Annotated in this window: 15 protein-coding genes; 4 read left to right on the forward strand and 11 right to left on the reverse strand. The window is 71.5% G+C overall.

The features are described 5' to 3' along the window. Window positions 1–18 precede the first annotated feature (18 nt). Window positions 19–1,392: a sensor histidine kinase gene (locus ABT294_RS43900; protein WP_350812417.1), complete on the forward strand. Its 1,374-nt coding sequence runs from the start codon at window positions 19–21 to the stop codon at window positions 1,390–1,392. A gap of 116 nt (window positions 1,393–1,508) precedes the next feature. Here the strand turns inward: ABT294_RS43900 and ABT294_RS43905 are convergent, their stop codons facing one another. After that, a complete protein-coding gene (locus ABT294_RS43905; RefSeq protein WP_350812418.1) occupies window positions 1,509–3,047 on the reverse strand; it encodes a DUF1349 domain-containing protein in 1,539 nt (512 codons plus the stop codon). A gap of 151 nt (window positions 3,048–3,198) precedes the next feature. Between ABT294_RS43905 and ABT294_RS43910 the strand changes: the two genes are divergently transcribed. Further along, window positions 3,199–3,861: a response regulator transcription factor gene (locus ABT294_RS43910; protein ID WP_350812419.1), complete on the forward strand. Its 663-nt coding sequence runs from the start codon at window positions 3,199–3,201 to the stop codon at window positions 3,859–3,861. Further along, on the forward strand, window positions 3,858–4,973 hold the full coding sequence (locus ABT294_RS43915; protein WP_350812420.1) for a sensor histidine kinase: 1,116 nt from the start codon (window positions 3,858–3,860) through the stop codon (window positions 4,971–4,973). The genes ABT294_RS43910 and ABT294_RS43915 overlap by 4 nt, the downstream gene beginning before the upstream one ends. Window positions 4,974–5,115: 142 nt before the next feature. Here ABT294_RS43915 and menC read toward each other — a convergent pair whose 3' ends face one another. The 9 genes from menC to ABT294_RS43960 all read right to left on the reverse strand — a co-directional run bounded on the left by menC (window position 5,116) and on the right by ABT294_RS43960 (window position 14,832). After that, window positions 5,116–6,225: an o-succinylbenzoate synthase gene (menC, locus tag ABT294_RS43920; protein WP_350812421.1), complete on the reverse strand. Its 1,110-nt coding sequence runs from the start codon at window positions 6,223–6,225 to the stop codon at window positions 5,116–5,118. Next, window positions 6,222–6,983 carry a GNAT family N-acetyltransferase gene (locus ABT294_RS43925; RefSeq protein WP_350812422.1) on the reverse strand — a complete coding sequence of 254 codons (762 nt, stop codon included), beginning with the start codon at window positions 6,981–6,983 and terminating at the stop codon, window positions 6,222–6,224. The genes menC and ABT294_RS43925 overlap by 4 nt, the downstream gene beginning before the upstream one ends. Before the next feature lie 54 nt (window positions 6,984–7,037). After that, a complete protein-coding gene (locus ABT294_RS43930) occupies window positions 7,038–8,606 on the reverse strand; it encodes a PucR family transcriptional regulator (protein ID WP_350812423.1) in 1,569 nt (522 codons plus the stop codon). Then, window positions 8,603–9,781 carry an N-acyl-D-amino-acid deacylase family protein gene (locus ABT294_RS43935; protein ID WP_350812472.1) on the reverse strand — a complete coding sequence of 393 codons (1,179 nt, stop codon included), beginning with the start codon at window positions 9,779–9,781 and terminating at the stop codon, window positions 8,603–8,605. The genes ABT294_RS43930 and ABT294_RS43935 overlap by 4 nt, the downstream gene beginning before the upstream one ends. Next, complete coding sequence (locus ABT294_RS43940) at window positions 9,694–10,137, reverse strand: amidohydrolase family protein (RefSeq protein WP_350812424.1); 444 nt, start codon at window positions 10,135–10,137, stop codon at window positions 9,694–9,696. The genes ABT294_RS43935 and ABT294_RS43940 overlap by 88 nt, the downstream gene beginning before the upstream one ends. Window positions 10,138–10,264: 127 nt before the next feature. After that, window positions 10,265–11,737: a serine hydrolase domain-containing protein gene (locus ABT294_RS43945; RefSeq protein ID WP_350812425.1), complete on the reverse strand. Its 1,473-nt coding sequence runs from the start codon at window positions 11,735–11,737 to the stop codon at window positions 10,265–10,267. Window positions 11,738–11,852: 115 nt separating this feature from the next. Then, on the reverse strand, window positions 11,853–12,698 hold the full coding sequence (locus tag ABT294_RS43950; protein ID WP_350812426.1) for a M55 family metallopeptidase: 846 nt from the start codon (window positions 12,696–12,698) through the stop codon (window positions 11,853–11,855). 25 nt (window positions 12,699–12,723) lie between these two features. Next, window positions 12,724–14,157, reverse strand: a complete 1,434-nt coding sequence (locus ABT294_RS43955; protein WP_350812427.1) for an MFS transporter — start codon at window positions 14,155–14,157, stop codon at window positions 12,724–12,726. A 63-nt stretch (window positions 14,158–14,220) separates the two neighbouring features. Next, window positions 14,221–14,832, reverse strand: a complete 612-nt coding sequence (locus tag ABT294_RS43960) for a TetR/AcrR family transcriptional regulator (RefSeq protein WP_350812428.1) — start codon at window positions 14,830–14,832, stop codon at window positions 14,221–14,223. A 91-nt stretch (window positions 14,833–14,923) separates the two neighbouring features. Here ABT294_RS43960 and ABT294_RS43965 point away from each other — a divergent pair, with 91 nt between their 5' ends. Further along, a complete protein-coding gene (locus tag ABT294_RS43965) occupies window positions 14,924–16,246 on the forward strand; it encodes a M14 family zinc carboxypeptidase (RefSeq protein ID WP_350812429.1) in 1,323 nt (440 codons plus the stop codon). Here ABT294_RS43965 and ABT294_RS43970 read toward each other — a convergent pair. Beyond that, window positions 16,236–16,520, reverse strand: a complete 285-nt coding sequence (locus ABT294_RS43970) for a hypothetical protein (RefSeq protein WP_350812430.1) — start codon at window positions 16,518–16,520, stop codon at window positions 16,236–16,238. The genes ABT294_RS43965 and ABT294_RS43970 overlap by 11 nt on opposite strands. Between the last annotated feature and the right edge of the window lie 81 nt (window positions 16,521–16,601).

The raw sequence follows: 16,601 nt of genomic DNA on the forward strand, positions 1-16,601 counted from the left end.
CCTGATGAGGGGAAGAACATGAACACTTGGCGCCGCATGTCCATTACGGCCCGTATCACCCTGTTTACCGGGGTGATCGCGGGTTTGCTGTCTGCGTTCCTGGCCACGGCGCTCATGGTCGCGATCTATCGATATGCCACAGGAGATCTCATCAGTGAGATCACCGCGGCCGGTGGGCGTGTGGTCCACGAGGTGGAGCACAACGAGGTGGTCAGACCGCTGGTCACGCACAGGGAACGCAACGTGCAGATCGTCAACGCCCAAGGTGCCGTCGTTGCCTCGACGCCGCAGCTCCAGGGCAAACCGGCCATGGCCACCTTCAACCTCGGCCGTACGCACACCACCACCGGCGTCGTATGCGGTGGAGTCTTCCCACCCGCTCAGTGCAACATCGTGGTCGCACAAACGGCCTACAGGGCCGGACAGGACTGGATCGTTTACAGCGCCTCTCCCAGAATCCCTCCGTTTGTTGAACCGTGGCTGGCCGTGACAGTGGTCGGCACGGCGGCGTTGCTCACGATGGGTATCACCGCCCTTGGGCATCGGATCGTCGCAGCGTCACTCAGGCCGGTGACCGCCATCCGAACGGAGCTCGACAACATCACCGAGACCTCCCCCGACCGCCGGGTACCCCTCCCACCGAGCCAGGATGAAATCCACGATCTGGCCGACAGCGTCAACCGGACACTGGCCCGCCTGCAGGCCGCAATGCAACAGCAGCGCCAGTTCACCTCGGACGCCTCCCACGAACTGCGTACCCCGATCGCCGCGATACGAGCCGAGGTCGAGGACGCTCTGCTGGCGCCCGAGGAGACGAGCGTGCCCACGCTGGGCAACACCGTTCTGGGCAGCGTGGACAGGCTCGAGGCGATCGTGGGCGACCTGCTGGCCATCGAGCGTCTGGAGACAGGAAGGCCAGTCGAGTTCGAGCCGGTTGACCTGGCCGAACTTGTGACCGCCGAATGTGAGAGGCGATCTCAGACGGACAAGAGGTACGAATCCTCGCTCGAGCGCGGCGTGGTGGTGGTAGGTGACCGACTTCGGCTGTCGCGCTTGCTCGCCAACCTGTTTGACAATGCCGAGCGACACACCGCCAGCACCATCGCCGTCCACGTACAGCGTTCGCCCAGCGCCAAGCGTGACGTGCAACGCTTCCCGCACGGCATCGCGGTGCTGGAGGTGGTCGATGACGGGCCGGGCATCGATCCGAGCAAGCGCGAGCTGGTCTTCCAGCGCTTCGCCCGGCTCGACACCGCCCGCGACCGGCAGGCCGGAGGCACCGGGCTGGGCCTGCCAATCGCTCGGCAGATCGCGGAGGCACACGGCGGCACGCTGCGGATCGAAGACAGCCCCCGAGGCGCCCGGTTCGTCCTGCGCATTCCCCTCAGTTAACGTGTGATGTGGTCTCTGACCAACGTATTCGTACCGATCGGATAGAGACCGACATACGACGGGTGGCCGTCACGTCTGCCGCGCGTGCCAGCGTGGCAGGACAGGTTTCTGCACCTTTAGGCGAGCGGGACCCGACGTGAAACCTTCCTGCGGTGTACGGCTATCGCCGCCCCGAGGGCGAGGGCGGCATATCCGCAGGTCACGGTCGAACCTGCCCATGGCGGGAGCGGGTAGTAGCCTCCGATCAGCGACTGATCCACGTCCACATGCGCGAACGTGGGGACGCTCTGCGTGATCGCGAACCCGGCGGCAGGGGTGATCATCAGCAGCCACGGCGCCAGACCCGCGACCGCCAGCAGGTAGGGCACGACGACCAGCGCGATGGCCAGCCCGATGGCCATGATGCCCCGCTTGACCAGCGCGGCCAGGCCCAGAGCCAGTACGGCGGCGGCCGCGGCCAGCGCCGCGTAGCCGACGATCACCCGCAGCTCGGTACCCAAAGTGATCGGCTGAATCGGGTTCTGATGGGCACGCAGCAGCGCCAGGCCCACGGGGACCACGACGCCCGAGGTCACCAGCCCCGCCACGAACGCGACCGCGCCGACCACCGCGGCCTTGGCCGCCAGCAGCCGCGCTGGGTGCGGCTCGGCCGGCGGGCTGGTCCCGATCAGCCCGCGCCGGTGTTCCGCCGTGACGAACGTGACCGCCACCACGAGCACCGGGATCAGCCCCACGGCCCCGCCGATCAGCATGAGGTCGGCGCGCACACCGCCCTCCACCGTGGCGGGCCCGATATCACCACTCCCGGTCACCATGAGCTTGTCGCCGGACTCGACGACCCCGCCCGGGTGATGCGGGGTCTCACCGTCGGACTCCATGGAGACGCCGACGTCGTCGCGGCGCCACGAACCGTTCGCGCTCTGCAGCTTGATCTGGTCGAAGGTGGCGGTGACCTGGGCGAAGGCTTTCGCCATATCCCACAACGCGCCTGGCGAGGTGGCGAACAGCCCGATCTCGACCGTCTCCGGCAGCCCGGTCAGCTTGACCGTGCTGACCTCGGTCCACGTCTTGCCGTCGTCTGACTCGTAGCCGCTGATGGTGTCGCCCGACCTGGTCAGCCGCAGCCACTGCGGGCCATTGTGAGGACCGCCGGCCACGTCGTGGACGTAGTTGTGCTGCATCCGCACGCCGTGAGCTCCGGTGAGCATGACGGCGGCATACGGTGTGCCCTGCTTGAGGCTCTGCCTGACGAGGAGCCCGGCCTTCGCCCACGGCACCACCCCCTCCGTGAGGTTGCGCACCCCGGGTACGGCGTCCGGCAGCCGGATCTGCCCGGTCATGTCCGACACGCGGGCGGTGATGCTGCCGTTCCCCTTGAGCGGCTGGTGCACGAAGTAGTACTTGTCCCTGACCGCCGTGCCATCGGGTCCCAGCAAAGGCGCGGGGCAGGGGCCCTCGCCCTTCCCGGTCACGCAAGTGCTGCGGACGCCCCCGGCGATCAACAGTCCGAGCGACACGGTGACCAGCGCGGAGGCCGCCATGGCGAGCACCCAGCCGCGCGCGGAGCGGAACCTGGTCCACTCCGCGCGCAGCACCTGGAGGAAGCCGTCCTGCCCGGCCCGTTGGCTGGATCGGTAAGGCGTAGATGAACTCATGCCGACGGTTGTACGCGGCACCCGGTTCCAGCTGGGTCGCGGCCGCTGCGACCCAGCTGGAACCGGGGAGCTGGCATCGTTGACCCATGGCATCTCGACCCGGCGGCCGGTTCGGCCGCCCCGCCCGCACGACGACCGGCGGTGATCGGCGGTGAGGGTCCTCGTCGTCGAGGACTTCGAGGTCCTCGCCCGCTCCATCGCAACGGGGCTGCGCCGCGAGGGCATGGCCGTCGACGTCGTCCTGGACGGCACCGCCGCCCTCGACCGCCTGGCCGCCACCCGCTACGACGTGGTGATCCTCGACCGCGACCTGCCCGGCGTCCACGGGGACGAGATCTGCCGGCGACTGGCCCACGGCCGCTGTGAAACCCGCGTACTGATGCTCACCGCCTCCGGCACGATCGAGGACCGCGTCGACGGGCTCAGCCTCGGCGCCGACGACTACCTGCCCAAGCCGTTCGCGTTCACCGAACTGGTCGCCCGCGTCCGTGCCCTGGCCCGCCGCGCCACCCCGCCGCTACCGCCCACCCTGGCATGCGGGGACATCACCCTCGATCCGGCCCGCCGAACCGCGTCGCGGGCCGGCCGGCGCCTTGACCTGAGCCCCCGCGAGTTCGCCCTGCTCGAATGCCTGCTCGCCGTGCCCGGCCTGGTCATCTCCGCCGAGGAGCTGCTGGAGCGCGTCTGGGACGAGGCCGCCGACCCCTTCAGCAGCGCCGTCAAGCACACCATGCACCGGTTACGGGCCAAGCTCGGCGACCCGCCCGTGATCGAGACCATCCGCGAAGGCGGCTACCGCATCGGACCGTCATGACCTCCAGAAAGCTCGCCAGAAGGTCTTTGCAGACGCGGCTCGCGCTCGCCTACGCGGCGGGCATCTACGCCGCCGGGGTCTTCGTGGTCGTCTTCGTCGCCGTCCCGCTCGCCAGCATCGACGCGGCCACCCCCAAGGGCCACCCCTCATCGAGCGCGATCAGCGAAACCGGGCCTGGGATCAGCCTGCCCCAACTCCTCATGGGATCCGCCGTCGCCCTGGTCCTGCTGATTCCCGTCGCCCTGGCTCTCGGCTGGTTCGTCGCCGGCCGGTTCCTGCATCCGCTGCGCGCCATCACCGCCACCGCCACCATCATCTCCGCCGGCGACCTCCACCGGCGCCTTGACCTCGGCGAGCCCACCGACGAGCTGACCGAGCTCGGCCACACCCTCGACGACCTGTTCGCCCGCCTGCAGGCGTCCTTCGACGCCCAACGCCACTTCGTCGCCAACGCCTCCCACGAGTTGCGCACCCCTCTGGCAGGCCTGCGTACTCTGCTCGAAGTCGCTCTCGCCGACCCCGATGCCGACACCGACACCCTGCGCTCGGCCTGCCAGGAGGCCCTCGCTCTGGGCGGACACCAGGAGCGGCTCGTCCAGGCGCTGCTCGCCCTGGCCACCAGCGAGCGCGGCGTCACCCGCTGGGACACCCTCGACCTCGCCCACGTCGTCGAAGGAGTGCTCGCCTCCCGCCGCGACCAAGCAACGCAGAACGGCATTGACCTCACCGAACACCTGACGCCCGCAGTGCTGGCCGGAGACCCCAGACTGATCGAAAGCCTCGTCGCCAACCTCATCGACAACGCCATTCGCCACAACCACGCAGACGGGCACGTAAAGGTCACCACGCAGACCTCCGCGACGCAGGTGGCCCTTACGGTCACCAACAGCGGGCCGGTCATCCCCGACAACCAGATCCAGCGTCTCTTTCACCCCTTCCAGAAACTGGCGCCTGATCGTCACGGCAGCCGCGACGGCTACGGCCTCGGCCTCGCCATCGTCAAGGCCGTCACGCAAGCTCACCACGCCACCCTCAGCACGGGCGCACGCCCAGAAGGCGGCTTGTCCATCACCGTGCGGTTCTCGCACGGATCTCCTCCGAACCGTCCCTAACGTCAGGCGTCGGCGCACAGGAAGCGCAGAAACCCCGTACGAGCAGCACACCGACATGCGCGGTCCTGACGCCGGCGTCAGGGCTGCGGCGAAGGGTGGGTCAGCTCCGGGCCTATCGCATCCCGGAACTGACCGCGAGGCTTCAACGTTCGCGGCTCACCGTTTCCACCGCCGTCGTGCAAGCCTCCAGGCCCGCTTCATCGGGCAGTACGCCGAGGCCGGGCTCGGCCGGAACCAGCATGTCGCCGCCGTCGAGCACGAACGGGCGGGTGATGTCGCGGTGGTAGTAGCGCTCGGTGGCGGAGATGTCGCCCGGCAGCGTGAACCCGGGCAAGCTGGCCAGCGCCAGGTTGGCGGCCCGGCCGAGGCCGGTCTCCAGCATGCCGCCGCACCAGACCGGCACGCCGTTCGCCTGGGCCAGGTCGTGGATGCGGCGTGCCTCCAGGTAGCCGCCGACGCGGCCGGGCTTGATGTTGATGATCGAGCAGGCGCCCTGTCGGATGGCCTCGGCCGCGTCGCGCGCGCTGGTGATGCTCTCGTCCAGGCAGACGGGCGTGTCCATGCGGGCGGCCAGGGCGGCGTGCGCACGCAGGTCGTCTGGGGCGAAGGGCTGCTCGACCAGCGCGAGCTCGTAGGCGTCGAGTTTCGCCAGGTGCCTGAGGTCGCCGGGCTGGTAGGCGGTGTTGGCGTCGACGGTGAGCATCACGCCGGCGCCGAACGTCTCACGCACCGCCCTGACCGGCTCGAGGTCCCAGCCGGGCTCGATCTTCAGCTTGATCCTGGCGTAGCCGGCGGTCAGATGCCGGTCGACCGTGTCCAGCAGCGCGTCGACGGTCTCGGTGATGCCCACGGAGACGCCCACGCGCACGCGGCGGCGTACCCCTCCCAGGTGGGCGGCCAGGCTGGTGCGGCGTGCCCGCAACCAGCAGTCCAGCACCGCCATCTCCACGGCCGCCTTGGCCATCGGGTGCCCGCGCAGGTGCCGCAGCGCGGGGCCGACCGCCGCCGGGTCCAGGTCGAGCGGGGCCAGCGCGGGCAGGATGAACCGCTTGATCACGTCGGCGGCCCCCGCGAGATATTCGGGGCAGTACGTCGGCTCGTCGTCGGCCACGCACTCGCCCCAGCCCTCGCCCTCGTCGCTGAGCACTCGCACGAGCAGCGCGGTGCGTACCGTCTGGGTGCCGAGCGAGGTGCGGAACGGACTGACCAGCGGCAGCGCGACCTCGCGCAGTTCGACGGCGTCGAGCTTCACGCGGCACCCCCGCGGGCGAGCAGGTACCAGCCGGAGCGCGTGAACCCGGTGACCCGGTATCCCCGGTCGAGCGCGCCGCCGAGCCCGCTCTCCAGCGCCGCCCGCCACCGCTGGGTCGCCGCCGGATCCGCTGTACGGAGCGACTCGACGTCCGCGGGGGTCGCGCACCGCAGCAGCGGCGCGCCCTCGGCCTCCCGTACGGTCCCCGTCTCGTCCACCACGACCACCCCGTCGCGATCCGAAACCGGCGGGGGAGCGGCGGCCTCGATCGGCCAGGTGACGAAGAGCCGGTCGGACGGCCCGCCGTCGTTGATGCCGTCGCTCAGCGGCCCGTAGAAGTCGGGCAGGTAGGCGCCGACCTGGGCACCCAGGCGGGCGAGGTTGAAGAAGGCATTGCGCCGGACCAGCGGGTCGAACGTCCATGACACGGCGGCGAGCCCGTGCTCGGCCGCCCAGGCCCGCTGGTGTTCCTTGAGCGCCCGGCCCACGCCACGTCCGCGCGCCCTGGCGGTGACACCCGCGACGTGCGAGTGCAGGCTGTGGTCGGCCGCCCGGAAGCCTGCCGCCACCCCGACGAGTTCGTCGTCGAGGAAGGCGCCGCCCACGTACCCGCCGGCGTGGGCGAACGCGCACATCAGGTCGAGGGCCATCGGCGGGTCGTCACCGCGTCTGGTTCCCCAGACCTCGCGCAACAGTCGGTCGGCACGCTGCAGCGCCCTGGTGCCGTGGAGGGTTCGGATGATGAGGTGTTCGGCCATGGGCCTCAGCATCGCGGTGCGCGCCGCCCGGGGCGTTGGCGTCCACGCCGAACTTCACCCGGTCTGCTTTGTGGCGCCGTTCAGCCTCAGCTGAAGGGCGAGCACCAGGCGCGTGTCCGGGTCGTCCAGCGCGATCAGCTCGCCGATCCTGCGCAGTCGATACCGCAGCGTGTTGGGGTGCAGCGACAGCAGCTCGGCCGCGCGGGGCACGTCGTAGTGGGCGCCGATCCAGACGGTCAGGCTGTGCACGTAGTGCGTGCCGTGCCTGGCGTCGTGCGCGGCGACCAGCGCCAGCGGCTCGCCGGACAGGGAGGGTTTGGCGCGCAGCGCGGCCTCCGTGTCCATGAGGAACAGCGCTGCCGACAGCTCCTCGTACGAGGCGGCCACTTCCTGGGTGAACGGCCCGCAGACCGCGCGCAGCGCCTCATCCGCCTGCCGCGCGCCGGCGGGCACGGCGGCGACGGAGGAGACGGTACGGCCGATGCCGGCCCGCCAGCCGCCGCCGAGCCGCTCGCTCACCCTGGCCAGGGTGTCGACGGTGATTCTGCGGAGCAGCGGCGCGGACGCCTCGGCCGCGACGATCGCGTAGGCGCGGCCGTTCACCACGCCGGTCGCGGCCCTGATGCGATAGGCCACGAACGCGGTACGCAGCAGGTCGGCGGCGTGCGTCGCGGCGAAGGCGTCGGCCGAGCCCGCGTAGGAGCCCAGCGTCACGACCGTCACCGGTTCGCTCGGCAGCAAGCCGAAGGAGGTGGCCAGCTCGTCGACCGCGCCGATGCCGCGCAGCAGCCAGCCCAGGCACTCGTCCCGCCGTCGCCGCGCCTCGTCGGCGGCCAGGTTGATGCGCGCCAGGTGCGGCGCCGCGGCCGCGGCCGCCTCCTCGAGCACCGCGGCGGCGTCGTGAGCCAGCGGCTCCTCCGCCCGCACCGCCCAGATCGTGCCGAGCGCCTCGCCATGCGCCCGGATCGCGATGGCCAGGCGGGGGTAGAACTCGCGCGGCACGTAACTCCAGACCACCCCGTCGGCGCGCAGCACGGCCGCGTACTCCTCGGCGTTGGTCGGGTGCTCGGGCACCCGGCGGCCCAGGATGCCCTCCTTGCGCAGCTCGTCGATCCGCTGGCCCTCGACCGTGGAGTAGGCCAGCACCCGCATCGCCAGATCCTCGATGGCCACCGCGCCGCCCACCCGGGCCGCCACCTCGTTGGCCAGCGCGAACAGGTCGGCCGCTCGGGTGGCGCCCGGGTCCTCGGCCGGGGCGACCATCGCGAGCAGGGCGTCGACGAGCGTGTAGAGCTGCCCCCAGGACAGCTCGGGCGGTGCGGCGAGCAGCGCGGTGCCCGCCGCCTTGGCCGCGGTGGCCAGCGCCTGCTCGTCGCAGGTGCCCGGCTTGGCCACGACGACGGCCACGCCGCTCTCGCCCGCGCGGGCCAGGATCTCGGCCGACGGGCGGCCGGTCACCAGCAGGACCGCGCCGTCGAGCCCGGCCTGCGGCCCTTCGGGGTCGTAGATGACCGGCGTTCCCACCAGCGGCTCCCGGCCTTGCGGCAGCGCCAGCGGGCGCACCACGTCGGGGCCGAGGCTGTCGATCAGCACGCCGAGCGTGACGCGCCCGCGCGCCGTCACCGGGCGCCCCGCCTGAGCATCCTGCCGTGCCTGCCACCGGTGAACTCGCCGTCGGCGATCACCTGACGGCCGGCCAGGAAGACGTGCTCCACGCCGGTCGGGCGCACGTCGGGCCGCTCGTAGGTGCCCGCGTGGCCGATCGTGTGCTGGTCGAAGACGCAGAGGTCGGCGATCGCCCCCGGTCCGAGCCAGCCGCGCCCGGCCAGGCCGAACTGCGCGGCGACGGCGGAGCTGAGCTTGCGGATCGCCTCAGGCATGTCCTCCTTGTCGACGTACGTGCCGAGGTAGGTGGGAAAGGCGCCGAACGTCCGCGGATGGTTGGGGCCGACCGGAGGGCCGCCGTCGGAGCCGATGGAGATCAGCGGGTCGGCGAGGAACGCGGCCAGATCCCGCTCGTGCATGGTGTGGAAGACGCCGGAGGCGTGCGGGTCCCGCCTGAGCAGGTCGCACAGCGCCTCCCACGGGTCGCCGCCGAGGTCGGCCAGCCGCCTGCCCTCGATGGCCGGGTCGTTGTGGGTGAGGATCTGCACGTCCGAGGGGTGCAGCTCGCGCCAGAAGCCGACGCCGGTGCCCGTGTCCTGGCTCTCGGCGAGCGCGCGCAGCATGGCGCGCTCGGCGGGGTCGGCCAGCCGCGCGAGCAGCGCCTGCTCGCCGCCCTCGCACGCGATCGGGGGAAGCACCGCGACCAGCACGGTGCCGAAGGCCAGGTAGGGGTAGACGTCCGCGCGCACGTCCACGCCCGCGCGGCGGGCCTGGGCGAGCTTGTCCAGGACCATCGCGGAGGCGCCGTGCACCGCCCGTCCCGAGGCCTTGCAGTGCGAGACCTGAAGCCGGATGCCCGCCCGCTTCGCCACCGTGATCGCCTCGTCGAGCGCGTCGGCCAGGCCCTCGCTCTCGCTGCGCAGGTGCGTGGCGTACGGCAGGTCCCAGCGTTTGGCCACCAGCGCGAGCGCGACCAGCTCGGACAGGTCGGCGTAGGCGCCGGGCACGTACTCCAGGCCGCTCGACAGCCCTACCGCGCCCGCCTCGAAGGACTGCGCGGCCAGCTCGCACATGCGTGCCAGCCCGTCCGGCGTGATCTCGGCGTTCATCCCCGCCGCTGCCAGGCGCAGCGTGTTGTGCCCGGCCAGTACGGCCAGGTTGTTGCTCGGCCCGGCCGCTTCCGCCGCGTCCAGGTACTCGCCGAGCGTGGGGAAGGACGCCTCCGCCAGTTCGGCGGGCACCAAGCCCCTCGTCTCCGGGTCGGCGGGCCGCACGAGAATCCGCAGTTGCCCACGATCTCGGTGGTCACGCCCTGCAGGAGCTTGAACGGCTGCGGCTCCTGCAGGAAGGGCACGGTGTCGGAGTGGCTGTGCGGGTCGACGAACCCAGGGCTGACGAGCAGGCCGGTGACGTCGATCACGCGCCGGGCCGGGCCGAGGTCGTGCCCGACGGCGGCCACGCGCCTGTCGGCGATCGCGACATCGGCGCGCCGCGGTGGTCCGCCGAGCCCGTCGTGGACGGTCCCGTCGCGAAGCAGCAGGTCATGCATGGCGCTAGGCTCCCTTGCCCGCCATCGCGGGCGTTAGGTACGGAAGGATGAAATCGCAGGGCGTGGCGGGTGCGGAGGGCAAGAGCCGGATCCGGGTCCGCTCCTCCGGAAGAGCAGGCGGGGCCAATCAGCCTTCGAAGCGCATCCGGCGCAGGCCGCCGCCGCTCACCAGCAGGTCGCCTTCGTGGAGACGGAGTGTGAACGGCCCCGCCGTCCATGCTCCGCCCGGGGCCGGTGCCGTCGGCAGCTTCAGCTCGCGGCCGATGCGCACCTCGCCATCGCTCACGGTGGCGTCGACGCCGAGCTCCCGGCTGCGGAAGACACCGTCGGGCATGGGCACGTCCGAGGGCGGCTCGGCGGCGTCGAAGGCGACAGGCGGGCGCGACAGGGGGCCGGTTCGGAGCAGCAGCCGGTCACCGTCGATCTCCAGCCAGGAGCCCTCGGCCGCTCCCGTCCCGTGCCAGCGCCCGTCGGCGCCGGCGGTGAACACTCCCACGTCCGGGACCGCGACGCCTTCAGCAGTGGGTTCGAGGGTCAGCGTCCCGTCCCCGGCAGGATCGTGCCAGTGCAGCCGCTCCGGCGGCGCCATGGTCCCCGGCGCGGGCTTCGGCGGCTCCTCCTTTCCGAGAAGCAGCCGCGCCAGCCGGTGCGACAGCCTCACCGGATCGACGGCCGTCTGGTTGGACAGCACCGCGATGCCGACCCCAGGATCGGGCAGATACAGCAGGTTCGACCGGTACCCGTGCATGCCGCCCGCGTGCCCGAACCAGCCCTCGCCGTGATAGATCCCCAGCGCGTACGGCTGGACCGTGCCGTCGGCCAGCACCCCACGCTCCAGCAGCCGCTCGCGCAGCTGGGCCCCGAGCACCCGGCCATCCGCCAGGAACCCGAACCACGGCGCCAGCTCCGCCACGCTCGTCACCAGCCCGCCGTCGCCGACCGCGCTCTCCTGTGTGTCGGCCCTGCGCGGCTCGCCCTGCGCGTTGGCGTAGCCGTACGCCAGCCTCTCCAGCGGCGCTGACGCGTCGTCACGGAACACCGAGTCGGCCATTCCCAGCGGTTCGAAGAGCCTTTCCCGCGCGAACTCCGCCAGTGACGAACCCGCCACCCTGCCCACCACGACAGCCGCGAGCACGTACCCGGTGTTGGAGTAGGCGAAATCCGTGCCCGGCGGGAACGCCGTCCATCGGATGCCCGCGAGCATCTCCAGCAGCCGCTGCTCGGTCATCTCCGCCAGCGGCACACCCGTCAGCGCCTGCAGCGCGTACCACTCCGGCAGGCCGCCTGTGTGCTGCAGACACTGCCGCAAGGTCACCGGCGCCTCCAGGCTCAGCTCCGGCACGTGCACGCGCACGTCGTCGTCGAGCCCCAGCTTCCCGTCCTGCTCCAGCAGGAGCACGCACGCCGCGGTGAACTGCTTGCTCATGCTGGCGATGTCGAACCGGGTGCGCTCGTCGACCGGCACGCCGAACTCCACGCACGCCGCTCCCTGGGCGACCGTGAGCACCGCGGCTCCGTCGGCGTACACGCCTGCGGCCAGGCCGGGAGTGTGCGGGCTGACCAGCGAGAGTACCTCGCGCTCGACTCGTTCGAGATCCATGTTGCCAGTATCACCAGGTGATCGGCGCCGCCCTTTGGCGTGCGCGACGACGGATGCGGACCGTTCTTTGTCCTGCGGGCACAAGAGGGCGCCGGTCCTGGGTTCCCTGTGAAGGTCAGCGGCGGCCGAACAGGGCCATCCGGCTGATCATGGCGTCGGCGGCGAGGTGGTAGCAGATCTCCACGCAGCCCAGCACCTCCCTGGGCGTGCCGAAGGTGGCGGCGAGGGTCTTGTCGGCGATCCTGCGCACGCCTGGGATCTGCGCCCCCAGCTCGGCCGCCGGCGTGCTCGGCATGTCGATCTCGAGCTCGAGCACCTCGGGCAGCTGGAGCGGCGCCAGCTCCCCGGCCCCCCGAACGGTCTCCGCCGCCGCCTCCCGGATCAGCCGCCTGCCCTCGGCCGGCGAGAGGCTGTCGGCGGCGGTGTGCCCGTGCGCGACCTTGACGGCGACCGTGCGCACGCCGGGGAAGGCCTTCTCCGCGACGCCGCAGATGACGTCGTCGCCGGTGAGCAGGCCCACCGGGACGCCGACCGCGGCGGCCTGCAGCGCGTTGACCTCGGCCTCCGACACCGGCCTGCCGTTGAGCCGCACCTCGTAGAAGTGCGAGGAGTAGGTGTGGGCGAGCACGCCTGGCGAGCCGGCGGCGGCGTGGTAGCCGAGGAACATGGCCACGTCGTGCTCGGCCGAGATGCCCTCGGCCATGCAGTCCAGCTTGGGAGTGCCGAAGATCAGCCGGGCGCGCGGATCGAGCTCCTCGTGCAGCAGGTTGTCCATGGTGCCGTGGCTGTCGTTGACCAGGACGCTGTCGGCTCCGGCCGCGAACGCGCCCTCGATGGCGGCGTTGGCCTCGGCGGTCATCAGCCGTTGCGATCGCGGATACCCGTGGCCGCCGCGGACCACCTGGTCCATGGTCGCGATGCCCGTCACGCCCTCCATGTCAATGGAGATGTAGACCCTCACTGGCTACTCCTTTCGTTGGCCGACGTCACAGGATGTCACTCTGGGGGACGGCGGGCTTTGTCGTCGGGGCCGAAGCCGGGTGCCCGCCTTGGGCGTCCCGCACAGCGGAGGGGATCACGAGAGCGGCGCCGACGGCGAGCAGGCCGAGCGCCGCTGAGAGCAGGTAGGTGTCGACGAAGCCGCGCTCGGTGGGCACACCCTCCACCGCGCCGGCCGCCAGCACCATGGCGCCGAGTTGCGCCCCGAACGTGCCGCCGACGCTCTTGGCGACGAAGACCACGCCGCTGACCCCCGCCGCGCGGTCGGCGGGCACGTCGGCGGCCACGGCATTGAGTCCTGCGGTCAGGCCGATGGAGCCGCCCAGCCCCATGACCGTCACCCCGGCCACGATCTGCCACGGGGAGGAGTGCCACAGGGCGAGCATGGCGGTGCCGACGCAGACGAGCGCGCTGCCGAGCACCAGCACGGCACGCCGCCCAAGCAGCCTGGTCATCGGCCCGACCAGCGGCGCGACCACGGTGCCCGCAACGCCCATCGGGAACATGTAGATCCCGATCCACAGGGTGTCGGCGCCCAGGCCGTACCCGGTCTCGACGGGCGTGGCCAGCATCATCGGCAGGGCGACCACGAGCCCGAAGGAGGCGAAGCCGAACAGGGCCCCCATCGCCGTCACTCCGGCCGGAGTGCGCCCGGCCAGCAGTCGCAGGTCCACGAGCGGGTCAGGGGTGCGCTGCTCGATGACGGCCCACAGGCCCAGCGTCAGCGCGGCAGCCACGAACAGGGCGAGGGTGGCGGAAGCCGTCCAGCCCCAGCTGGAGGCGGCGGTCAGGCCCAGCATGAGCAGGGCGAGGCCGCCACCCAGCAGCAGCCCGCCCGCCCAGTCGACGCGCCCGGCGGCCCCACGGGGCGTGGCAGGGACCGCGTACCAGGCCCAGAGCCCGGCCACCGCCGCACCGGCCACGGCCAGCAGGAACAGCCAGCGGTAGCCGAGCGCCGCGCTGATCGGTCCGGCCAGGACGAGACCGAGCGCGCTGGCCAGCGCGGCGACGCCGATGACCAGGCCGTTGCCGGTTGCGGCCTGTTCGGGTTCGAGGGTGTCGCGGAACAACCCCACGGTCAGGGGCAGCATGCCCAGCCAGACGCCCTCCACCGCCATGCCCACGATCAGCACGGTGACATTGGGCGCCAGGGCGGCGAGGAGGACCCCGGCGCTGCTGATCGCCATGAGCGCGAGCAGCACCCGCCGTTTGTCGTACATGTCGGCCAGGCGGCCGACGATCGGGGTGCTGATCGCCGAACTGATCAGCGAACCGGTGAAGATCCAGGCGAGCGCGCCTGGCGAGGCCGCCAGCTCCCGCTGGATGAGCGGGAGCGCGGGCGAGAGCGTCATCTCCATCGTCTGGAGGACGCCGATGAACAACACCGGCGCGCCGATGACGCCGAAGCCGGATCTGGACATGGCCTGCCTTTCGGGGTGGGGTGACATGTGGCCGCGTGGTCCCCCCGAACCCTCGGCCGTGATCTAGGCCGGGCCGAACACCCTGGGCGTGACCAGGGACCGCGCGACGTCGGCGAAGTACTCCTCGGAGCTGCCCTGGACGCCGAGCACGACGGCCTGCCCGAGCCCGGACAGCAGGGCCTTGAGAGCGCGGGCCAGGCGCACGGCCTGCCCGCGTGTGACGGGCACGCCGTCGTGCTCCCGGCCCGCGAGGTGCTCCGCGAGCAGGGCCTCCGAGGCGTTGATCGACGCGTTGAGCTTGGCCAGCAATTCGGCGTCGTTCAGCACGAGGTCCATCACGCGGATCTCGAACAGCAGCATCGCGGCGGCCTCGGGGTCGGCCGACATCCGCCAGTACTGCCGGGCGATGGCGGCGACGGCCTCCTCCAGCGGCCGGTCCGGCGCGATCTCGATGACCGGCTGGAGGTCGAGCGGACCTCTGTAGTCGTCGACCATCGCGACGATCAGCCCGTTCTTGCCGCCGAACAGCGAGTAGACCGCGCCCGTCGTCAGACCGGCCAGCTCGGCGATGTCCTCAAGTCTCGCCTGCGAGCCCTCCTTCCCGACGATCTCGCGTGCCGCGTCGATCAGCGCGCGCTTGTTGGCGGCCTTGCTTTCCGCCCTGGTCAGCCGCATGGCGTTGGAGTCTCCCGGATCTAGGGTTGGCGAAACGATAATATGAATTATTAGAATAATCCAGATTACTAGCGTGAGACATGGAGGCCAGATGGACGTCGACCAGCACATGAGCCGGGTGCCCGACTACGCCGCGTTCCCGACGGTGGACCAGATGCACGCCGAGCTCGACGAGCTCGCCGACGCCCACCCCGAACTGGTACGGCTGCGCCGCATCGGCACCTCCCGCCTGGGTGAACCGCTGCGTGTGGCCACGATCGGTACGGGTCCTCACGACGCGGTGATCATCGGCGGCCCCCACCCCAACGAGCCGATCGGCGCGCTCACCGTGAGCAGCCTGCTGCGCCAGCTCATCGACGACGCCCGGCTGCGTGAGGAGTTCGGCTACCGCTGGCACCTCATCCCCTGCGTCGACCCCGACGGCGCCCGCCTCAACGAAGGCTGGTACGCACGGCCGAGCGACCGCCGCGCCTACGCCGAGCACTTCTACCGCCCCGCCGAAGCCGACCAGGTCGAATGGACCTTCCCGCTGACCGGCGAGGGCTACTTCTTCGACCGCACCCTGCCTGAGACCGAGGCGCTGATGCGACTGATGGACGAGGTCAGGCCGGCCTTCGTCTACTCCCTGCACAACGGTGAGCTGCAGGGCGCCTTCTCCTACCTCAGCAGGAACGAGCCCGGCCTCGCCGCCGCCCTGGCCGCCGTCGCCGCCGGCCAGGGCCTGCCGCTGCACATGGGCCCGCCGGAGGTCCCGAGCGCGGTCAAGATCGGTCCGGCCGTGTACGTGACACCGCGCGGCGCCGAGCTGGCCTCGATCTACGGCATCGGCGGCGGCAGCGTCGACTACGCCGACCGCTTCGACGCCCTCCACCTGGTGACAGAACTCCCGTACTGGGCCGATCCCCGCGTCTCCGACGAGACCCCCACCGACCAGGTGTACGGCGAGGTGATCAAGGCCTATCTCGCCGGTCAGCGCGCACTGGTCGCCGAGCTGGGCCGGTCCCTGGCGAAGGTCGGCGCCGAGCTGACCGTGCGGTCACCGTTCCGCCGCGCCCTGGAGGACTTCCTCGGCACCCACGACGACTACGTCTCCGAATGGGAGGACTACCCCGGCGCCGACCGGCCCGCCACGGTAGCCGAGGTCATCGGCAAGGAACAGCTCAAGCACAGCATGCGGCTGAGGTACGGCGGCATGTACCTGCGTCTGCTCGACGCCGAGCTCGCCGCGGGAAACCTCACCCCGGCCGTCCGGGCCGAGCGCGCCCGCATGAAGGCGCGGTTCGAGGACTGGCTGGCCGAGGCCGAGGCCGGATTCACCGCCACGCCGATCCCGATCCGCACCCTGGTCGCCGTCCAGCTCGGCGCCGCCCTCCTGGCGGCGGAAGCGGCGAAGGGGACTCCTTCTACGACCTGATCCACCTCATCGCGGCCCTGCCGCTCCCGCCGTGGCCGTCGCCGCCATGAGGAACGCGATCGCGCCGCCGGTCGTCATGACGGCGGACGGCGAGGCCGCGCCGACCACGATCCCGCCGAGCTTGGGCGGCGGCCCGCTGATGGCCGGCCTTGCGCAGGTGCGGCGGCAGCGTACCGAGGTCGGCGAAGTCGACCACGTGCACGTGGTCGTGGCCGGCGGCGAGCTCGCGGACCAGCGCGGCCAGCTCCAGGTCGTCGTGGCGGTCGTGTGTCATGGCGTTCTCCGGGGGTCCCACGCCGACGGTTCCCCGGCCGCGGCAAGACCCTGAGCGGCCGGAACATGGTCATTCACGGCG

This window comes from Nonomuraea sp. NPDC000554 (assembly GCF_040300065.1).
Classification (GTDB): domain Bacteria; phylum Actinomycetota; class Actinomycetes; order Streptosporangiales; family Streptosporangiaceae; genus Nonomuraea.

What these genes read in the sequence shown, in the direction of transcription:
- ABT294_RS43945 (WP_350812425.1), bottom strand. Translation starts at nt 11,737, where the DNA reads ATGGATCTCGAACGAGTCGAGCGCGAGGTACTCTCGCTGGTCAGCCCG.
- ABT294_RS43955 (WP_350812427.1), bottom strand. Translation starts at nt 14,157, where the DNA reads ATGTCCAGATCCGGCTTCGGCGTCATCGGCGCGCCGGTGTTGTTCATC.
- ABT294_RS43905 (WP_350812418.1), bottom strand. Translation starts at nt 3,047, where the DNA reads ATGAGTTCATCTACGCCTTACCGATCCAGCCAACGGGCCGGGCAGGAC.
- ABT294_RS43915 (WP_350812420.1), top strand. Translation starts at nt 3,858, where the DNA reads ATGACCTCCAGAAAGCTCGCCAGAAGGTCTTTGCAGACGCGGCTCGCG.
- ABT294_RS43965 (WP_350812429.1), top strand. Translation starts at nt 14,924, where the DNA reads ATGGACGTCGACCAGCACATGAGCCGGGTGCCCGACTACGCCGCGTTC.
- ABT294_RS43940 (WP_350812424.1), bottom strand. Translation starts at nt 10,137, where the DNA reads ATGCATGACCTGCTGCTTCGCGACGGGACCGTCCACGACGGGCTCGGC.
- ABT294_RS43970 (WP_350812430.1), bottom strand. Translation starts at nt 16,520, where the DNA reads ATGACACACGACCGCCACGACGACCTGGAGCTGGCCGCGCTGGTCCGC.
- ABT294_RS43960 (WP_350812428.1), bottom strand. Translation starts at nt 14,832, where the DNA reads ATGCGGCTGACCAGGGCGGAAAGCAAGGCCGCCAACAAGCGCGCGCTG.
- ABT294_RS43925 (WP_350812422.1), bottom strand. Translation starts at nt 6,983, where the DNA reads ATGGCCGAACACCTCATCATCCGAACCCTCCACGGCACCAGGGCGCTG.
- ABT294_RS43900 (WP_350812417.1), top strand. Translation starts at nt 19, where the DNA reads ATGAACACTTGGCGCCGCATGTCCATTACGGCCCGTATCACCCTGTTT.